General features: G+C 64.8%; 12 protein-coding genes. 7 read left to right on the top strand and 5 right to left on the bottom strand.

The window, feature by feature from the left end:
* Positions 1–43: 43 nt before the first annotated feature.
* The 6 genes from B7E02_RS13940 to B7E02_RS02655 all read left to right on the top strand — a co-directional run bounded on the left by B7E02_RS13940 (position 44) and on the right by B7E02_RS02655 (position 7,655).
* Positions 44–1,276, top strand: coding sequence for a lipopolysaccharide biosynthesis protein (locus B7E02_RS13940; RefSeq protein WP_143336613.1), 1,233 nt, complete (start codon positions 44–46; stop codon positions 1,274–1,276).
* On the top strand, positions 1,273–2,460 hold the full coding sequence (locus B7E02_RS14285) for a glycosyltransferase family 4 protein (protein WP_179129636.1): 1,188 nt from the start codon (positions 1,273–1,275) through the stop codon (positions 2,458–2,460). Before B7E02_RS13940 ends, B7E02_RS14285 begins: the two co-directional genes overlap by 4 nt.
* Entirely contained in the window at positions 2,457–3,752 is a 1,296-nt protein-coding gene (locus tag B7E02_RS02670; protein ID WP_179129635.1) for an O-antigen ligase family protein, read from the top strand. Before B7E02_RS14285 ends, B7E02_RS02670 begins: the two co-directional genes overlap by 4 nt.
* A 26-nt stretch (positions 3,753–3,778) precedes the next feature.
* Positions 3,779–4,981 carry a type III PLP-dependent enzyme domain-containing protein gene (locus tag B7E02_RS02665; RefSeq protein ID WP_080792829.1) on the top strand — a complete coding sequence of 401 codons (1,203 nt, stop codon included), beginning with the start codon at positions 3,779–3,781 and terminating at the stop codon, positions 4,979–4,981.
* 119 nt (positions 4,982–5,100) lie between these two features.
* Positions 5,101–6,090 carry a DUF418 domain-containing protein gene (locus B7E02_RS02660; protein WP_080792826.1) on the top strand — a complete coding sequence of 330 codons (990 nt, stop codon included), beginning with the start codon at positions 5,101–5,103 and terminating at the stop codon, positions 6,088–6,090.
* A gap of 80 nt (positions 6,091–6,170) precedes the next feature.
* Entirely contained in the window at positions 6,171–7,655 is a 1,485-nt protein-coding gene (locus B7E02_RS02655; RefSeq protein WP_080792823.1) for a glutamate-cysteine ligase family protein, read from the top strand.
* A 31-nt stretch (positions 7,656–7,686) separates the two neighbouring features.
* Here B7E02_RS02655 and B7E02_RS02650 read toward each other — a convergent pair whose 3' ends face one another.
* Together B7E02_RS02650 and gltB are read right to left on the bottom strand one after the other, a co-directional pair.
* Positions 7,687–9,207: a glutamate synthase subunit beta gene (locus B7E02_RS02650; RefSeq protein ID WP_080792820.1), complete on the bottom strand. Its 1,521-nt coding sequence runs from the start codon at positions 9,205–9,207 to the stop codon at positions 7,687–7,689.
* Positions 9,207–13,733, bottom strand: coding sequence for a glutamate synthase large subunit (gene gltB, locus B7E02_RS02645; protein ID WP_080792816.1), 4,527 nt, complete (start codon positions 13,731–13,733; stop codon positions 9,207–9,209). The genes B7E02_RS02650 and gltB overlap by 1 nt, the downstream gene beginning before the upstream one ends.
* 550 nt (positions 13,734–14,283) lie before the next feature.
* Here gltB and B7E02_RS02640 point away from each other — a divergent pair.
* Positions 14,284–15,759, top strand: coding sequence for a sugar porter family MFS transporter (locus tag B7E02_RS02640; RefSeq protein WP_080792813.1), 1,476 nt, complete (start codon positions 14,284–14,286; stop codon positions 15,757–15,759).
* Positions 15,760–15,862: 103 nt separating this feature from the next.
* Here the strand turns inward: B7E02_RS02640 and B7E02_RS02635 are convergent, their stop codons facing one another.
* The 3 genes from B7E02_RS02635 to B7E02_RS02625 form a co-directional block, all read right to left on the bottom strand.
* A complete protein-coding gene (locus tag B7E02_RS02635; protein WP_245802141.1) occupies positions 15,863–17,038 on the bottom strand; it encodes a Gfo/Idh/MocA family protein in 1,176 nt (391 codons plus the stop codon).
* 61 nt (positions 17,039–17,099) lie between these two features.
* On the bottom strand, positions 17,100–18,095 hold the full coding sequence (locus tag B7E02_RS02630) for a sugar phosphate isomerase/epimerase family protein (protein ID WP_080792810.1): 996 nt from the start codon (positions 18,093–18,095) through the stop codon (positions 17,100–17,102).
* A 23-nt stretch (positions 18,096–18,118) separates the two neighbouring features.
* Positions 18,119–19,324, bottom strand: a complete 1,206-nt coding sequence (locus B7E02_RS02625) for a Gfo/Idh/MocA family protein (protein ID WP_080792808.1) — start codon at positions 19,322–19,324, stop codon at positions 18,119–18,121.
* Between the last annotated feature and the right edge of the window lie 91 nt (positions 19,325–19,415).

The raw sequence follows: 19,415 nt of genomic DNA, 5'->3' as shown, positions 1-19,415 counted from the left end.
AGTTGAAGAAGGGTGGCGTCGGGCCCCGGATGGGATGTCAGCGATGAGCGTCGGTAGTGAGACCGGGCGCGCCCGTGCGGCGGCGGTGGTCCTGGTGGGCGGTCAACTTCTCGCCGCGGTGGGGGCGCTGGCCGTCAACCTGCTGGCTGCGCGTGTGCTGGATCCCTCGGCGCGAGGCGATCTCGCCTATGCGCTCCAGCTCTCCTATTTCGTTTCGGTGTTCGCGGTGATGGGTCTGGAGCGACCCTTCATGGCCTCGCGCACGGGCGCCTTCAACCCGGAGTACCGTGTCTTCGTCCGGCTGATCACGCCCGGGACGATCGCAGTGATTCCCTGCGTGGTCATCGCCACCGCCTTCTCTCCATTCAGTACCTCCTGGCTGTGGGTCGGTGCGGGGGTCATCGCCGTCTATGTCGCGCTGAACTCGCTGACCATGTCGGTTCGTGTCGCATATGTCACGAGCATGGACTGGAGGCGCTTCGGTTTCAATGCGATCGCCGCGCAGTTGATCATCATCGCCGGGGCGGGGCTGCTCGTCATCCTCGGGGTCTCGGATCCGGTGGCGTGGATGGGCATTTATGCGGCCTCGGGAATCCCGGCCGTGGTGCTCCTGTGGCTGGCGGTCCGGCGGGGCCCGGAGCCGGAGTGGCCCACGGATGAGCAGAGACGGGCTTTACGACGCCGCGGATGGGTGCTCCTGCCGTCTGCGTTCAGCAACACCGCGATGATGCACTCGGACCGTCTGCTCCTGCCGATCCTGAGCAGCTCCGCGGAGCTGGGGCTCTATGTCACCGTCGCCACGGTGCTCCAGATGGCGACCTGGCCCGTGCAGCAGTGGGTCGACGCCTCCCTTCGCCGCTGGTCCCAGACGATGCGGGACCGTTCCCTGTCCATGGGCCCCCTGCTGCTGCAGTCGTTCCTGCTCCTGGTTGCGATGTCGGCGATCATGGGAGTCGCGGCCTATCTGATGATCCTGTTCGTTCTCCCGGATACCTACCGTGCCGCGACCACCGTCATCCTGCCCCTGGCCATCGCATCGGTGATCTTCGGCCTCACCCGTGTTCAACAGGGTATTCTCATAGCCCTCGGTGCAGAGGGTCGGGTTTCGGCCGTGGAGATCCTCGGCACCGCGGTTTCATTGCTCGCATATGTTGCACTGATCCCCGGCTATGGGATGCTGGGAGCCGCCTACGGTTCCATCATCGGGTACAGCGCCTGTGCGGTGGCCGCGGCCTTCGCATTGATCAGCGTGAACAGAACCAGGAGAAACCCATGAGGAACCCCGACATTCTGATCATCTCCCACTTCGCCGAGGAGCGGGATTCAGCCAACTGCCGCTTTCATGAGCTCGCCGGGATCCTGGCCCGGCGCGGAGCCGACGTGGAGCTTGTCACCTCCTCCTTCCTGCACACCCATAAGCGGGATCGGGACGCTCAGGATTCCCAGGTCGCCGACTACCGGATCACCCGTGTCACCGAACCCGCCTACTCCTCGAACGTCTCCTTCGCTCGACTGCGCAGCCACCGGATTCTGGGCAGGAACCTTATGGACTACCTTGATTCGCGTGCCGTGCCCGATGTGATCTTCTGCGCCATGCCCTCCACCGACGTGGCGGAGGCGGCGGCGAGGTACGCCGGCGACAAGGGTGTGCGGCTGATCCTGGATGTCCAGGATCTGTGGCCGGAGGCCTTTGAGCTGGTACTCAAACCCCGATGGCTGTCCCATCAGCTGCTGACCCCGCTCAGGCGTCGCGCGGAGCGCATCTACCGTGCGGCCGATGAGTGCGTCACCGTCTCCGAGACCTACTCGCGCAGGGTCCGCGAGGCGCGGGGGTCGACGGGCGGGGTGTCCACGACCTATCTGGGCACCAACCTCGGTGAGTTCGATCAGTTCGGGGCCGAACCCTTCGACGACACCGGTGACGCGCTTGCGCTCGCTTATATCGGCACCCTCGGCCACAGCTACGATCTGCCGCTGGTTTTCGAGGCGCTCCGCGAGCTGAAGGGGCGGGATCGCGACGTCATCCTGCACATCATCGGTTCCGGCCCGCTCGAGAGCCGGTGGCGTGACGATGCCCGGGACCTGGGCGATTCCGTGCGCTTTCATGGGCGGCTCGGTTATCCGGAGATGGTCGCCCGGCTGCGCTCCTGCGATATCGCGGTCAATCCAATCGTGCCCGGGGCCGCGCAGAGCATCATCAACAAGGTCTGTGATTACGCCGCCGCGGGCTTGGCGGTGGTGAGCACGCAGGAATGCGAGGAGTACCGCCAACTGCTGGACGACTACGGTGCCGGAATCAACTGCCGGCCGTCATCCAGCGATGTCGCCACCGCAATCGCGGAGCTCGCCTCCGATCCTGTCCTGCGCCGGAGCATGGGGCGGGAGTCTCGGAGGATGGCCGAGGAACTGTTCAACCGCGCCGAAACCTATGAATGTTTAGCAGATCGGATACTTCCATGAGAAGACCTGACACCCCCGCAACGGGCGTGGGCTCGGGGAGACTCTGGGTCCTGCTCATCATCATCGCGATCCTGCCCGTGGCGTTGATCACCACCCTGGATCTGCCGGTACCCCTGACCGCCGGTGTCGGAGCGGCTTACCTGCTGCAGCTGGTGGTGGTGTGCGTTGCACTGCTCCGCCTGCGGATCCAGCCGCAGGACCCCTGGATCTGGATCGCGGTGCTCTACGCCTGCCTGCAGGTGGTGACCCTGGTCAGTGCCTGGCTCGCCGGCCTGGACACCGACCTGATGGACCTGCTCGGCGTCGTCGGCAAGCTCCTCGGCGTGGTGATCTACGCGGGTGTGGCACAGGCGATGACGCCGAGCGAGAGGCAGATGGGGGATTTCCTCCGGGGCTTCCTGTGGCTCACGGTCCTCACCGTCATCGTCAACGTTGCGCTCAACGCTGGGGATTTCTCCAGCATCTCCACCGTCACCTCCAGCTACGAGCTGGACTTCTCCAGCTTCTTCGCCAACCGCAACCAGTACGGGTTCTTCCTGTTCCTCAGCATCGTCGCGCACGCGCTGTTTCTCCACGGCAGGAGGCCCGGCCCGGTGAGCATCCTGCTGTTCGCCGCCCAGTTCGGTTCGCTAATTCTGACCATGTCCCGGACCTCGCTGATCGCGGTGCTCATCTTCGCCCTTGTCTTCGCGGTGCTGCATCTGAGGAGCAGGCCGACGTTCCTGATTTCCTTCATCGTCCTCGGGGGATTCGCCGTGCTGCTGGCCAACTACCTGGGCCTGATGGACACCCTGAGAAAGGTCCTCGTCCGCCCCAGCTCGGGCCTCGCCGGTCGGGATGACCTCTGGCAACTGGGTCTGGGCATCTGGTACGACCACAATATCCTCTTCGGGGTCGGTGCCTTCAACGGCATCGACATGGCCCAGCAGCTCGGTATGACCACCGCGGAGTTCCACAGCTTCTTCGTTGAGACACTGGTCGGCGGCGGACTGGTCGAGATGCTGGTGCTGCTGGTCATTGTGTCGATTGCCTGGTCCCGACTCGCCCGCAGCCCTCTGGACAGCTACCGCCGCCACGTCCTCTACGCCTCCGGCGTGGCCGTGGCCGTGTACTCCCTGGCCGAGAGCGCCTCACTGTTCAGCATCGGCCTTGTGGGAACGGTGTTCACGGTTTTCGTCATCACCCTGCCCATCCTCTACAGCAATCTGCGCCCCTCCGAAGCGGAGGTGCCCGACCGGTCCTCCGGTCGCGTACCCGGGTGTGCGAACGCCCCGTCATCCCCGCAACTGTGAAGACCCTCCAGGAGAAGAGACCCACCATGCAGCGTTCCGGACCCGCACCCGATCTGACACCGCCGACCCCGTCCTTTGTCATTGATGTGCCCCTTCTCGAGTCCTTCCTCCACAGTTTCCAGCGGGCCCTGCTCACGCACTGGCCGAACTCGATCCTGTCCTACTCCTTCAAGACCAACTCCCTGCCCTGGCTCGTGACCTTCATGCGTGAGCACGGCGCGTGGGCGGAGGTCGTCTCCGATACCGAATACGAGCTGGCCCTGACTCTGGGCTACGAGCCGGCGCGCATCGTCTACAACGGGCCGATCAAGAGCCGGCAGCGGCTGCGCTCAGCGCTATTGGAGGGCTCGATCATCAACCTGGATGCGAAACGTGAGGTGGAGTGGACGGCTGAGCTTGCGCGCGAGCACCCCGAACTCGAACTGAAGGTGGGGCTGCGGGTCAACTGGGATCTCGAGGCCCACTGCCCGGGGGAGAGCACCACCGGCGAGGACGGTAGCCGCTTCGGCTTCAATGCCGACAACGGTGAGCTGGATGAGGCGATTTCCGAGCTGAGCTCATCCGGGGTGGCGATAGCGGGTCTGCACATGCACCGCAATTCCCGCTCCCAGGGTCTGGGGGTGTACCGTGCCGCCGCCGGGGTGGCCGCCGCGCTGATCACCTCCCGGAACCTGACGCCGGAGTGGATAGACATCGGAGGGGGATTCTTCGGCGGAGTGGACGCACAGCCGACCTTCGACGACTACGTCTCCACGATCCTGGAGGTGCTCTCCCCCGTGGTCGACATCACCCGGACCCGGCTCATCGTCGAGCCGGGGGGTTCCCTGATCGCGGTTCCGGTGGAGTTCCACGCCGGGGTGATCGATGTCAAGAAGGTCGGTCCCGCCACCTTCGTGGTCACCGACGCCAGTCGAACCAACATCGATCCCCTCTTCCGCCGCCGGCGCCCCTTCGACATCGAACTCCACGCCTCCTCCACCGAAACCGTCCCCAAACAGATTCTCAGCGGTTTCACCTGCATGGAGGATGACCGCCTCATGACTCTCAGTGATGCCCCCGCCCTCCACCGGGGCGATCGCATCATCTTCAACAAGGTTGGCGCTTACACGATGTGCTATCAGTCGATGTTCATTGAGTACCAACCGGAGGTCTATGTGCGCACCGCGGACTCCCTGACCCGCGTCCGCCGGAAGTGGGGCGTCACCGAGTACCTCCAGGGCGTGGAGTAACCGGTGTCCGTACGAACGCGTTTCGACGCCTCCACCGCAGCAAGCGGGTACGCGGGCGGACCCGCGACCGCGGCCCCGCCCAGTTCCAGCAAACGACCCAGACGTAGGATGTGTGCCACATGAATAGGATTACCGGTCTCGATGTCGCGCGTGCGCTGGCGATCATCGGGATGATCGCCGCCCATCTCGCCGGCACGACCATTGTCACCGAGGGCTACCCGGCCGTGTTGTTCGCGGTGCTCGCCGGAGTGTCCTCCGGCATCATCGCCGATCGCGCCCGCCTGATCATCCGCGGTGTCCTGCTCATCATCATCGGTGTGGCGCTTGAACCACTGCCGCACTTCATTCCGGTGGTGCTCGCGTCCATGGGCGTGATCGTCATCTCCATCGGATTGTTGTACCGGTTGAGAACCCAGACGCTCCTGTGGATACTTTTCGCACTGATCCTCCTCGGTGTCCCGGCGCAGATGTGGCTCGGTGAGAACTATGACATTCCGCTGGTCACAGGCGTCTATCCGGTGAACGCGTGGATCATCTACGGCATCGTCGGCCTGCTCATCAGAAGGTATCTGCTGCACTCCGCCGGGCGCCAACGGATCGTTCTCGGCGAATCCCTCGCGGTTGCCGCGATCGGCCTGCTCATCCACGCCGGTCCCCTGGTCTACGTCAACATCGCCGACGGTTCCTTCCTGATGGGTGTTCTCTCGCCGGTTCCCCACAGCGGCGGGCTCCTCGACATCGCCTTCTCCGCCGCGGCGTCCATCTTCGTCATCTGTGCCTGCCTCCTGCTGTGCAGGAACGCCACCGTCGACAAGCTCCTTTACCCGCTGCGCGCGATGGGGTCGATGTCCCTGACCTCATACGTGGCCCATATCCTGGCGGTCTCCGTCGCCGTCGCCGGTGACTTCATCGTCCTGCCCAGTGGCGAGAACCCGGTCTTCGATTTCGTCGCCTTCGCGTGGGGCAGCATCATCGCCCTCCTCGTGTTCGCCGTGATCTGGAAGCACTTCTTCACCCGCGGACCACTGGAGGCGCTGATGAGAGTGATCATCGAGGCCCTCGCCCCCGCCAGGACGAACAGGCGGGTCGGCGTCGGCGCGCGGGAGTGATCCCCGGCTCCGGTATCCGGCTTTGGAAGGCGCCCGCCAAAACATTCCCGGGAAGCGGAAAGTGTGGTTTGCTCAGTGGCATGGGCGAATCAGTTTCCTCGGACAGGTACACCCCGCGCCAGCGCACCCAGTACCGGCAGCTGCTCGCAGAGGATCTCGAGATCTTCGACCGGCATCTGCAGAGGTCCGATTTCGATGACCACGGATCCATCGGGTTGGAGCTCGAACTCAACCTCATCGACTCCGACATGCAACCGGCGCGTCTGAACCGGGAGGTGCTCGCCGGACTCGACGAGGAGTTCCAGTCCGAGATCGGAAGCTTCAACGTCGAGATGAACCATCCTCCCCTGTCGGTGCAGGGGGACGGATTGAAACGACTGGAGGCGGGGCTGGTCTCGCGCCTGAATCAGGTGCGGGCGTCCGCGGCGACACAGGGGGCCGGAGTGGCGATGATCGGCACGCTGCCCACCATCACCCCCGAGTTCCTGGGCGACGGCCTGTGGATGACCCAGGAGAACCGGTACAACGCGCTCAACAACGCGGTTATGGAAAGCCGTGGCGAACTTGTCCACATCGACATCGCCGACCGCGAGCACGTGGTGCAGGACTTCGCCGACATCTCTCCCGAATCCACCTGCACCTCGATCCAGCTCCATCTGCAACTGGCCCCCAACCGTTTCGCCGACGCCTGGAACGCCTCACAGGCGATCGCGGGTGTGCAGGCGGCTCTCAGCGCGAACTCACCGTTGTTCCTGGGACGACGCGTCTGGCACGAAAGCCGCATTCCCGTGTTCCAGCAGTCGATCGACACCCGCACCCCCGAGCTGGTCACCCAGGGGGTCCGGCCCCGGGTCTGGTTCGGTGAACGGTGGATCACCAGCGTCTTTGACCTCTTTGAGGAGAACGTCCGCTACTTCTCCCCCCTTATCGCCGAGTCGCGGGCCCTGTCGGGCACGCCGATGATGAGGGGCCGCTCCCCCGCCCTGCACTACCTCAACCTCCATAACGGAACGGTCTGGAGGTGGAACCGGCCCATCTACGCCCCCGGCGAGCAGCGATCCCACCTGCGTCTGGAAAACCGCCTGCTCCCCGCGGGCCCAACCCCAACGGACATCGTTGCCGACGCCGCGTTCTACTACGGTCTGGTCAAGTACCTTGCGGAGCAGAACCGGCCGGTGTGGTCGCGGCTCACCTTCGCCGACGCGGAGAAGAACTTCCTCTCCGGGGCCCGTTCCGGATTGTTCGCGCGGATGACCTGGCCGACCCTGGGTCAGGTCAACGTGGCGGACCTGGTCTGTGACCACCTTCTGCCGCAGGCGCGGGAGGGACTGGAAAGACTGGAGGTGGATTCCGACCTGATCGACCTCTATCTGGGCATTATCGACGCCCGCGCACGCAGCCGCCAGAACGGGGCCACCTGGCAGTTGCGGACCCTGGGCCGGGTGGAGGCACCCGGGAGCACCCCGGGTTCAGCCGGCCGCGCGGAGGCGCTGGCCACGATGCTCAGGCTCTACCTGGCCAACCAGGCCACCGGCGATCCGGTGCACACCTGGGACGTTCCATAAGCGCGCGGGCAGCCGATCCGCTTATGGAAGCCTAGACCGACAACGGCGCGTCCTGCGGAGTGACGGCGATCGGCAGGGCGGTCTCTCCCATGAGGTCGGCGTCGACGGCGGCGGCGCAGGCGCGGCCCTCCGCAATCGCCCAGACGATGAGGGATTGTCCGCGGCCGTTGTCACCGGCGACGTAGACGCGGGAATTGGTGGGACTGCGGTATTCGTTGTCGCGGATCATGCGGCCACGCTCATCGAAGGTGACGCCCAGATCGTGCGCCAGGCCGCCCTGTTCGGCACCGCTGAAGCCGAGGGCGATGAGGACGAGGTCGGCCTCGAAGGGAAACTCCGTGCCTTCGATGGGTTCGCGCTTTCCCGCCACGATGCGGATCTGGTTGGCGATCAGCCCGGTCACATGGCCCTGTTCCCCCTGGAATGACACGGTATTCACCGCGAACCTCCGCTCACCCATGGAGGATGCGGGGTTCCGGGACGCCAGCCCCAGGGCCGCGATCTCGTCGGCGGACTCGTCCCCGGTGATCAGGTAGTCGCCCTCCTCGTGGGCGGTGGCGGTACGGAACAGGTTGGGGTACATCGGCCAGGGGGTGGTCTCGGCACGGGTGAAGGGTGAGCGTGGCCGGATGTCAAACTGGGTGACCGACGCCGCGCCCTGGCGCAGTGCGGTGCCGAAGCAGTCGGTGCCGGTGTCGCCGCCGCCGATGATGACCACCTTCTTGCCGCGGGCGTCGATGGGCGTGGTGTTGATGTCGCCCTCGTTGACGTGGTTCTGTGCGGTGAGGAACTCCATGGCGGGGTAGATGCCGTCAAGATCGGCCCCCTCGACCTTCAGCGGTCGCGGGACGGGGGTGCCGGTGGCCAGGACGATGGCGTCATAGAGTGCGAGTTCCGCGGCCCGCGGTGAGGAATTGACGCGGAACTGCGTGCCCTCCGCCTCCATCTGTGCGATGCGACGGTCGATCCAGCGGTTCTCCATCTTGTACTCGGGCACCCCGTAGCGCATCAGACCGCCGATACGGTCGTCGCGCTCGAATACCACGACGCGGTGCCCGGCACGGGTGAGCTGCTGGGCCGCTGCCATCCCGGCGGGACCCGATCCCACGACGGCGACGGTCAGGCCGGTGTCGAAGGTGGGCTTCACCGGCTCCACCCAGCCCTTCTCGAAAGCGTGCTCGACGATGGCGAGCTCAACGTTCTTGATGGTCACGGCATCATCGTTGATGGCCAGGACACAGGAACCCTCGCAGGGCGCGGGGCACAGCCGACCGGTGAACTCGGGGAAGTTGTTGGTGGCGTGGAGCCTGTCGTAGGCCTCTTTCCACCTGCCCTGACGTACCAGGTCGTTCCACTCCGGGATGATGTTGCCCAGGGGACAGCCCTCGTGGCAGAAGGGCACTCCGCAGTCCATGCAGCGTGCTGCCTGTTCTTCGATCTGCCCCGCCGGGGCCTTCTCGTAGACCTCGCGGTAGTCGAGCAGACGCAGTGGCACCGGTCGGTGCGCGGGCTCGGCGCGGGTGTATTTCTGGAATCCGTGTGGATCGGCCATTAGCTCACTGCCTCCATGATCTTGACAGCAGGGTCCTCACCCTGTGCTGTTGCGGTTTCGATGATTCCGAGCACCTTCTTGTAGTCCCGGGGCATGACCTTGATCAGGTCCGAGGCGCGGTACTGCGTGGGGCTGCCGGTCAGTGCGATGTGGCGGGAGATCAGTTCATCGACCTCGAGCATCTCGTCTGCGGCGAGGTCCTCGAGCTCCACGAGCTCCGGGTTGATCTTCTCCCGCAGACCCGGTCCGTTGACAACGAAGGCGACTCCGCCGGACATACCTGCGCCGAAGTTCTCCCCGATCGGTCCGAGGACGATGGCCCGGCCACCGGTCATGTACTCGCAGCCGTGGTTGCCGATTCCCTCGACCACCGCCGTGGCACCGGAGTTGCGGACGCAGAAGCGTTCGCCGACCTGACCCGCGATGAACATCTCACCACTGGTGGCTCCGTAGCCCAGGACGTTGCCGGCGATGATGTCCGGGTTGGTCTTGAGCTGCTTGGGCGCACGGGAGTCCGGGCGGATGATTATCCGTCCACCCGAGAGGCCCTTGGCCACGAAGTCATTGGCGTCACCGGTCAGGTTGATGGTGATTCCCGCGGGCAGGAAGGCGCCGAAGGAGTTGCCCGCACAGCCGGTGAGGTTGAGGGTGATGGTGTCATCGGGCAGCCCGGCCGCACCGGCGGCGCGGGTCAGCTCGGAACCGAGCATGGTCCCCACCGAACGGTTGACGTTGCTGACGCGGTAGTCAAGGGTGATCCGTGCGTTCACACCGGCCGCCGCCCTGGTGATGGTGTCCGCTGCCGCGGAGATGATCTGATTGTCCAGGGCCTTGTCCAGGGCGTGTTCCTGCGTGGTGGTGCAGCGGACGTCCTGCTCCGGAAAGTGCGGGGTCGCGGGGCGGTGGAAGATCGGGCTGAGATCGAGATGGGGTGCCGCATTGGCGCGCTTGCGCAGGACCTGCGCCTGTCCGACGGCCTCGTCGACGGTGCGGAAGCCCAGCTGCGCCAGGTACTCGCGCACCTCCTCGGCGATGAAGGTGAAGAAGTTGACCACATGCTCGGCCTTTCCGGTGAACTTCTTACGAAGTTCCGGATTCTGCGTTGCGACGCCCACGGGGCAGGTGTCGAGGTGGCACACACGCATCATGATGCAGCCCTCGACGACCAGTGGCGCGGTGGCGAAACCGAACTCCTCCGCGCCGAGCAGCGCGGCGATGACGACGTCACGGCCGGTCTTGAGCTGGCCGTCACACTGCACCCGGATACGGTCGCGCAGACCGTTGAGCAGCAGCGTCTGCTGGGTCTCGGCCAGACCGAGCTCCCAGGGGCCGCCGGCGTGCTTGAGGGAGGTCAGCGGCGAGGCGCCGGTGCCGCCGTCATGGCCGGAGATCAGCACCACATCGGCGTGCGCCTTGGACACTCCCGCGGCGACAGTTCCCACACCCTGCTCGGCAACCAGCTTGACGTGGATGCGGGCATCCTTGTTGGCGTTCTTGAGATCGTGGATCAGCTGAGCCAGGTCCTCGATGGAATAGATATCGTGGTGAGGGGGCGGGGAGATCAGGCCGACACCCGGGGTGGTGATCCGGACCTCCGCGATCCAGGGGTAGACCTTGTTCGGCGGAAGCTGACCGCCCTCACCAGGCTTGGCGCCCTGTGCCATCTTGATCTGGATGTCGGTGCAGTTGTTGAGGTAGTTGCTGGTCACACCGAATCGTCCCGAGGCGACCTGCTTGATGGAGGAACGCCTCCAGTCACCGTTGGGCTCGACGTCGAAGCGGCGCGCATCCTCGCCGCCCTCGCCGGAGTTCGACATTCCGCCCAGGCGGTTCATGGCGATCGCCAGCACCTCGTGGGCCTCGGCGGAAATGCTTCCATAGGACATCGCGCCGGTGGAGAAACGCCTGACGATCGATTCGATAGGCTCCACCTCATCCAGGGGAATCGGCTGACGGTCCGTGCTGAACTCGAACAGGCCACGGATGGTGCCCAGTCGCTGCGACTGGTCATCGACCTTTCGGGTGTAGTCCTTGAAGATCTCGTAGCTGCCCGTCTTCGTCGCGTGCTGCAGCTTGAAGATGGTCTCCGGGTTGAACAGGTGGTACTCACCCTCGCGCCGCCACTTGTACTCCCCGCCCAGGTCGAGCTCACGGTGGGCGTGCTCCTCGGGGCGCGGGAGGAAGGCGCTGCGGTGGCGGGACTCGACGTCGGCGGCGATCTCCTCGAGACCGATGCCGGAGATCGGGGAGTCGATGCCGCCGAAGTAGGAGTCCAGGAGTTCCTGGTGCAGACCGGTGACGTCGGCAAGCTGTGCGCCTCGGTAGGAGGAGACTGTGGCGATACCCATCTTCGACATCACCTTGAGCACACCGGTGGTGGCCGCGCGAACATAGTTGCGGGAGGCGCCGTCAAGGTCGAGGTCTCCCAGCTGACCCTTGATCCGCAGCTCATCGATGGTCTCGAAGGCCATGTAGGGGTTGATTGCGTCGGCACCGAAGCTGATCAGCATGGACAGGTGGTGCACCTCGCGGGCATCACCGGACTCCACGACCAGCGAGCATCTAGTTCGGGTGCGCTGCTGGACCAGGTACTGGTGGACCGCGGATGTCAGCAGCAGGGCGGGAATGGGCGCCAGGCGCTCATCGGATTCACGGTCGGAGAGCACGATCAGGGACCTGCCCTGGCGGATCGCCTCGGAAACCTCACGGCGAACCCTGGCGATGGCCGCCTTCATGCCCGCACCGTGGTGGGCGACGGGGTAGAGACCGGAGATCACCGCTGCACCGAAGGAATCCCATTCACCGTGGTCATCGGCATGGATGAGGGTGGCCAGCTCGTGGTTGTCAATGATCGGTGAATCCAGACGGATCCTCCGTGCGGCGTCCGCCGAAGGGGTGAGCACATCGGACTGTGCACCCAGCAGGGTGTACATGCTGGTCACCGGCTTCTCCCGGATGGAGTCCAGCGGCGGGTTGGTCACCTGGGCGAAGCGCTGGGCGAAGAAATCATAGAGCATCCGCGGCCGCTGGGAGATCGCGGCGATGGGGGTGTCCGATCCCATGGAACCGATGGCCTCCGTGCCGGAGAGGGCCATCGGCTGAATCAGGAGATCCACATCCTCCTCGGTGATGCCGAAGACGCGCTGGCGCAGCACCACTCGGTCATGGGGCATGTACTCGTAGCGGGTCTGTGGCAGCCCGTCAAGGTGGACGAAGTTGTCGTTGATCCATTCACCGTAGGGGTTGGCGGTGGCCAGGTTCTCCTTGATCTCCTCATCCTCGATGATGCGCCCCTCCTGGGTATCCACCAGGAACATCCGGCCAGGCTGCACCCTGGTCCGCTTGATCACGTGGGCGGGGTCCAGATCGAGCACGCCGGACTCGGAGGCCATGACCACCAGGCCGTCGTCGGTGATCCAGATTCGGCCGGGGCGGAGACCGTTGCGGTCCAGCACCGCGCCGACGAAGCGACCGTCGGTGAATGCCAGCGCCGCCGGCCCGTCCCACGGCTCCATAAGGCAGGAGTGGTACTCGTAGAAGTCCCTGAGCTTCGGGTCGATGGTTCCATTGTGCTCCCACGCCTGCGGGATCATCATGGCCACCGCGTGCGGCAGGGAGTAGCCACCAAGGTGCAGCAACTCTAGCGCCTCATCGAAGCGGGCGGTATCCGAGGCCTCCGGCGTACAGATAGGCAGGACCTTGTTCAGTGGACCGAGGTGACTGGACTCGATGAGCGCCTCCCGGGCGCGCATCCAGTTCTCATTGCCGCGGACGGTGTTGATCTCACCGTTGTGCGCCACGAGCCGGTAGGGGTGGGCGAGCGGCCAGCTGGGGAAGGTGTTGGTGGAGAACCGTGAGTGCACCAGGGCGATCGCGGTTTCCATAAGCGGATTCTGCAGATCGCGGAAGAAGCCCTCCAGCTGCAATGTGGTGAGCATTCCCTTGTAGACGATGGTGCGGGCCGACAGGGATGGGAAATAGGCCGTTTCCACACCGTTGGTGGTGCCCAGTTCCCGCTCGCAGCGCTTGCGGATGAAGAACATCACGCGGTCGAGTTCAATGCCCTCCTTGCCCTCCACCGAAAGGAAGATCTGGTGGAAGCTCGGCATGGCCTCCTTGGCCATCGAACCGAGTTCGCGGGCGTCCACCGGGACGGCGCGCCAACCGAGAACGGTGGCGCCCTCCTGCTCAGCGATCCTCTCGATGCCACGCCGGGCGTCGAGCATGGCCATACGGGCCGAGGGAAGGAATGCGATACCGGTGGCATAGTGCCCCGCCCCGGGCAGGGTGATGCCCTCCTCGGCGGCCACGGCGCGGTAGAAGCCGTCGGGGATCTGCAGGAGGATGCCGGCACCGTCACCGGTGTTCTTCTCTGCTCCTGCCGCACCGCGGTGATCAATGTTGACCAGTGCGCGGATCGCCTTGTCCACAATGCTGCGGCTCGCGCGACCGTGGATATCGGCGACGAATGCCACTCCACAGGCGTCATGCTCGAATGCCGGGTTGTAGAGGCCTTCTCTCTTCACTGTGCTCACCTTCAATCTGTGTACCCCCAAATGGGCAACTATCGATCGTTCGATTTACAGAGAATCAGGCGGATGGCCCGCAATGCAAGCGCGCATGCGACTCCTTTCGATCAACCTATAGGAAAAGAGGAGGTCACGTGACGCCTCTGTGGTGCAATTCACATTTCGGCCAGAATTCACCACTCCCGGCCACAGTGTGACCGGAGTCGCCGATATGCGGGCCTCCCGCGCGAACTCACGCAGCAATGTAAGGACAATTCATTCTGCATATGCGAGTTATTTTCCCCCGTATTGCCCCCGTATTTATGGGCGCCCGGCGGCGGCAGTCGGGATGTCCCCGGGGGCGTCGTCACGCAAAAAGCGCAGGTTAGACAACCTAAAGTGACGGGCCCGACGACAGTGACCCGCGGGCGTCGAGAATAAAAGTTGTTATGACTGATTGACGTGACATATGTACTTCTGCCACCATTAATCAAATTGGTGATGTGAGTCACCGTTTATCACAAGGTGTTTCGCGGATCTCAATCCGCGCCCGACTCTAGGAGACAAGATGGCAAGTACGTTCATCCAAGCTGATGTTCCCGAACAGAGTGGCAAGCTTCCCCCGCTGACACCGGGGCCGCATCAGCAGCGACTGTTCTACGTCGCACTGGTGGCCACCTTCGGCGGACTGCTCTTCGGCTACGACACCGGCGTCATCAACGGCGCCCTCCACCCGATGTCCATCGAGCTCGGCCTCACCGCCTTCACCGAAGGCGTCGTGACCTCCTCACTGCTCTTCGGCGCCGCAATCGGTGCCATGATCTTCGGCCGTGTCTCCGATTTCTGGGGCCGGAGGAAGACGATCATCCTCCTCGCCGTGGCCTTCTTCATCGGCACCCTGGTCTGTGTGTTCACCCCCAGCATGGAGATCATGGTCGTGGGCCGGATCATCCTCGGCCTCGCGGTCGGCGGCGCCTCCACGGTGGTTCCGGTCTACCTCGCGGAGATCGCACCCTTTGAAACGCGTGGCTCACTCGCGGGCCGCAACGAGCTCATGATCGTCGTCGGCCAGCTGGCGGCCTTCATCATCAATGCGATCATCGGCAACATCTGGTCCGACACCACCGGTATCTGGCGCATCATGCTCTCCATCGCCGCGATTCCCGCCATCGCCCTGTTCGTCGGTATGCTGCGCGTCCCCGAGTCACCGCGCTGGCTGGTCGACCGCGGACGCATCGACGAGGCACGCCAGGTTCTGGAGAGGGTCCGCCCGGTCGATCGCGCCAGGGCCGAGGTCCTCGAGGTCGAGGCAATGGCAAAGGCGAGCGCCAACCAGGCCGAAAAGGCCATGAGCTTCGGAGACATCCTGAAGAACAAGTGGTTCGTGCGCATCGTACTGGTGGGTATCGGCCTGGGTGTCGCCCAGCAGCTGACCGGAATCAACTCGATCATGTACTACGGCCAGATCGTGCTCATCGAGGCGGGCTTCTCGGAATCGGCGGCCCTGATCGCCAACGTCGCCCCCGGTGTCATCGCCGTCGTCGGTGCCGTGATCGCCCTGTGGATGATGGACCGGGTCAACCGCCGCACCACCCTGCTCATCGGTTTCACCCTGACCACCATCTCCCATGTCCTCATCGGTATCGCCTCCGTGGCCTTCCCCGTCGGCGACCCGCTGCGCCCCTTCGTCATCCTCACCCTGGTGGTCGTGTTCGTGGGCTCCATGCAGACCTTCCTCAACGTGGCCATCTGGGTCATGCTCTCCGAGATCTTCCCGCTGGCCATCCGCGGCATCGCGATCGGCATCTCGGTGTTCTTCCTCTGGGTCTCCAACGCATTCCTCGGACTGTTCTTCCCGACCCTGATCGCGGCCGTCGGACTGACCGGCACCTTCTTCCTCTTCGCGGGTATCGGAGTCCTGGCACTGCTGTTCATCTGGACCCAGGTTCCGGAGACCCGCGGACGCACCCTCGAGGAGATCGACCGCGACGTCACCAACGGCGTCATCTTCGACTCCCAGATCCGTCGGGGAAAGGTGGTCTGAGCATCCGGATAGCGCACAGGTAAGACACTTGAAGAATTCTCCGCCGCACCCCCCTACCGCCACTTCCGGCGGGAGGGGGGTGCGGTCGTTGCTGATCTGTGTTCTACCGGTTGTAGGTGGTCTCGCCGGAGACCTCGGGCACCGTCACCCAGGCGCCGGAGGCGGCGCTTTCCAGCGCGGCGTCGGCGATCTCCGCCGCCGCCCAGCCATCGGCCGCAGAGGGTGCGAACTGCTCGCCTTCGGCCAGTGAACGCAGGAACAGTGCGGCCTCGATGGTCTTGAGGTCATCGAAGCCCATGCTCAGTCCCGGCCCCGGCTGGAAGCGGGCGAAATCACCGAATCCGGGTCCGGCCATGACGGTGCGGTATCCGTCCCTGGAATCGGCGATCTGGAGCTCATTGAGCCGGTGGAAGTTCCACCGCAGTGATCCCTTTGTTCCATAGACATCGATGATGTACTCGGCCCGCGGTCCGACGGCGATCCGGCTGGACTCGAAGACCCCGATCGCTCCGGAATCAAACCGTGCGATGACGGCCGCGTAGTCCTCATTCTCCACCGGCCCCACCGGCCCCCCACCCGCGGAGGCGGAGAGGTGGCTGGTGGCACCCGCCGTGGGCAGGGGGCGCTGCCTTATCACCAGGCTGTCGGCGGCAGTGACGCTGTCGATGCGCCCGACGATGAACTGCGCCAGGTCGAAACCGTGCGAAAGCAGGTCCCCCAGCACACCGGTGCCAGCGAGCTCCCGCTTGAACCTCCAGGTCAGGGTGCTGGCGGGATCGGAGGAATAGTCCGCGAGGAAACTGACCCGGACATTGGTCACCTCCCCGATCCCGCCGGAGCGCACCAGCCGGCGCGCCTCCGCGATGGCCGGAACGTTGCGGTAGTTGAAACCGACGGCGGTGACCAGACCTGCCCGCTCTGCCGCCTCGGCGATTTCGCGTGACTCCTGTGCGCTCCGCCCCATCGGCTTTTCGATCCAGAAGGGCTTTCCCGCCTCCACCGCGGCCAGTGCGATCTCGCGGTGCAGGAAGTTCGGGGAGCAGATGGACACCGCGTCGATCTCGGGATCGGAGAGCAGTTCGCGGTAGTCGGCGACCGCCCGGGCAAAACCCAGCGTGTTCACGGCGAGATCGCGTGCGGTGGCATCCGGGTCCGCCGCCGTGTGTAGCACCGGCTCGACATTGAGCTCCGGGTAGCGCCGCGGTGCGGACAGATAGGAGCGCGCATGCAGACCCCCCATCCAACCCAGGGAGATGATACCGATATTGAGATTCTTCACTTCTTCATTCCTGGCTTTCCCATAGGTGGGGTGCCGGGGACGGCACCCCTGGTTTCTTTAGTCACAGGGCCCTGTTTGCGGCGATGAGCACCTCGGCGGCGACTCTCACGCCCTCCTCGCGGCCCAGCGAGGTGTCCTCGTGTTCGATGTTGACCAGCATGTCCGGATCAACGCGGTGCAGAGCCCGCAGGAACTCGGTCCAGTAGGCGGTGTCGTGTCCCCTGCCCAGCGCCACGAAGTCCCAGGAGGAGTTCTTCGGCCACTCGTTGACCCACTCATCGCCGCCGAGATTCGTGCGCTGCTCATCCGGGCGCAGCCGGCGGAAGCTGTTGTCCAGGACGCCGTTGAGACGTGCCCACTGCGGGTTGATGCGAACATCCTTCGCCGCGGCGTGCACGACCAGCTCCCCCAGGTGATCGATCACGGCCACCGGATCCATCTGCTGCCAGAACAGATGGGAGGCATCGAGTTCGACACCGAGGTGGGTGGCCCCGGTGACATCCATGAGCTTGTGCACATCGGCGGAGTTGAACACGAGGTTCTGCGGGTGGAGCTCGAGGGCGACCTTGACGCCGTGGTCGGCGGCGAAGCGGTCAATGTCGCGCCAGAACGGCGCCGCGATGTCCCACTGGTAATCAAGGACGTCCAGACCGGCGGAGTTCCAGGCGTTGACTACCCAGTTCACACGCCGGGATCCGGGTTCACCCCCGGGCAGCCCGGACATGGTGACCACGCGGGTCTGCCCGAGGCGGTGCGCGAGCCGGATGGATCGGCGCAGATCCCGGGCATGGGCGTCGCCGATCACGGAATCAGGGTGGAGGGGGTTTCCATTGCAGTTCAACCCGTAGATCTCGACGCCGGTGCCCTCGAAGGTGCCGAGAAACTCGTCACGTGCGTCGTCGCTGACGAGGATGTCGTCCATGGTGGGAATGTGCACCGCCGGCAGGAATCCACCGCTGTTGAGTTCGATGCCGGTCAGACCGGCCTCGGCGATGGCCCGGAGTGCCTCGGGGAGGGGACGATCATGGAAGATCGCGTTGTACAGACCCAGTTTCATCTTCTTGTCCTTGGTGGCGAGTATCAGAGGAGTGCGTTCTCGAGTGCGGGAACATCGACCGTGCGGCCGCCTTCGGCCGCGGATTCGGCGACCGCGTCGATAAGCTGCATGTTGTGCAGTCCCTCGGCGAAGCTGGCGTTGCGGGGCAGGCTCTCGGACTCGGGAACACCGGCGACCTCCTCGAGGAAGGCCCGTGCCTGGTAGACGAACTGCTCGTTTTGTCCGACACCGACGCCGGGGGCGTCCATCGCCAGGCCGCCGCGCCAGTAGGGGTGGTGAGGTCCCAGGGTGACGGTGCGGTAGCCTGCATCGCTGTCCTGCGGGGTGAAGATCTGGAACTGGCCCGGGCTGCGGAAATCGAAGATCGCCGAGCCGCGCTCGCAGAAGACCTCGAATCCGAGGGAGTTGGGGTGGCCCTGGGAGACACGGCTGACCTGTAGGGTCGCGGTGCCGCCACCGGCGAAGCTGCCGGAGAAGGAGGCGATGTCATCATTTTCCACAGCCTCGTACTCATCGGAGACGGCACCACCCTCGTGGCCGACGACGTTGCCCACGGGCCTGGGCCGTTCGCCGATCACGGTGCTGAGCTGTCCACCGCGGACCTCGGAGAATTCCGAGCCGGCGATGAACTCCGCCAGATAGGTCAGGTGGCTGCCCACGTCGGCCAGTGCTCCGGAGCCGTTGGGGCCCTTGTAGCGCCAGCTCATCGGTGCATTCGGGTTGGAGCCGTAATCGGTCCAGTAGAAGCCGTTGATGTGCAGGACCGCACCGAGTTCGCCGGACCGCACCAGATTCCGGATGTGGGCGATGCCGGGTGACCTGCGGTAGGTCAGACCGATCCGGGCCACACGGTCGGAGGCCTCCGCGGCCGACACCATCGCCTCGGCGTCGGCGATGGTGTCCGAGAGGGGCTTTTCACACAGGACGTGCTTGCCGGAGGCCAGCAGGGCCTCGACGATCTCGCGGTGCAGCGCGTTGGCCACCACGACGCTGACCACGTCGATGTCATCGGCGTCGACAATGGCCTGCCAGGAGGTGTCAAAGCGCTCAAAGCCGAAACGTCGGGCGGTCTCCCGCGCCAGGGGCTCGTATGCATCGGCAATGCTGACCAGGCGGACCGGCGGAAGCTCTCCGCTGAACACGGTGGGTGCGGTTTTGTAGCCGGCGGCGTGGGCCTTGCCAGCCATGCCGGCGCCGATGACGGCGACCCGGATTTCCTGCAGGGACATGGGATCCTCCTTGATGTGAACTGGATTGTCAGAAATCCACGATGTGAGTTGGGACGCTTTTGGAGCGCTCCAAGAACAAGCTATACTCGCA

This window comes from Corynebacterium pacaense (assembly GCF_900169525.1).
Taxonomy (GTDB): Bacteria; Actinomycetota; Actinomycetes; order Mycobacteriales; family Mycobacteriaceae; genus Corynebacterium; species Corynebacterium pacaense.
This window is presented reverse-complemented; position numbering and strand designations above follow the sequence as displayed.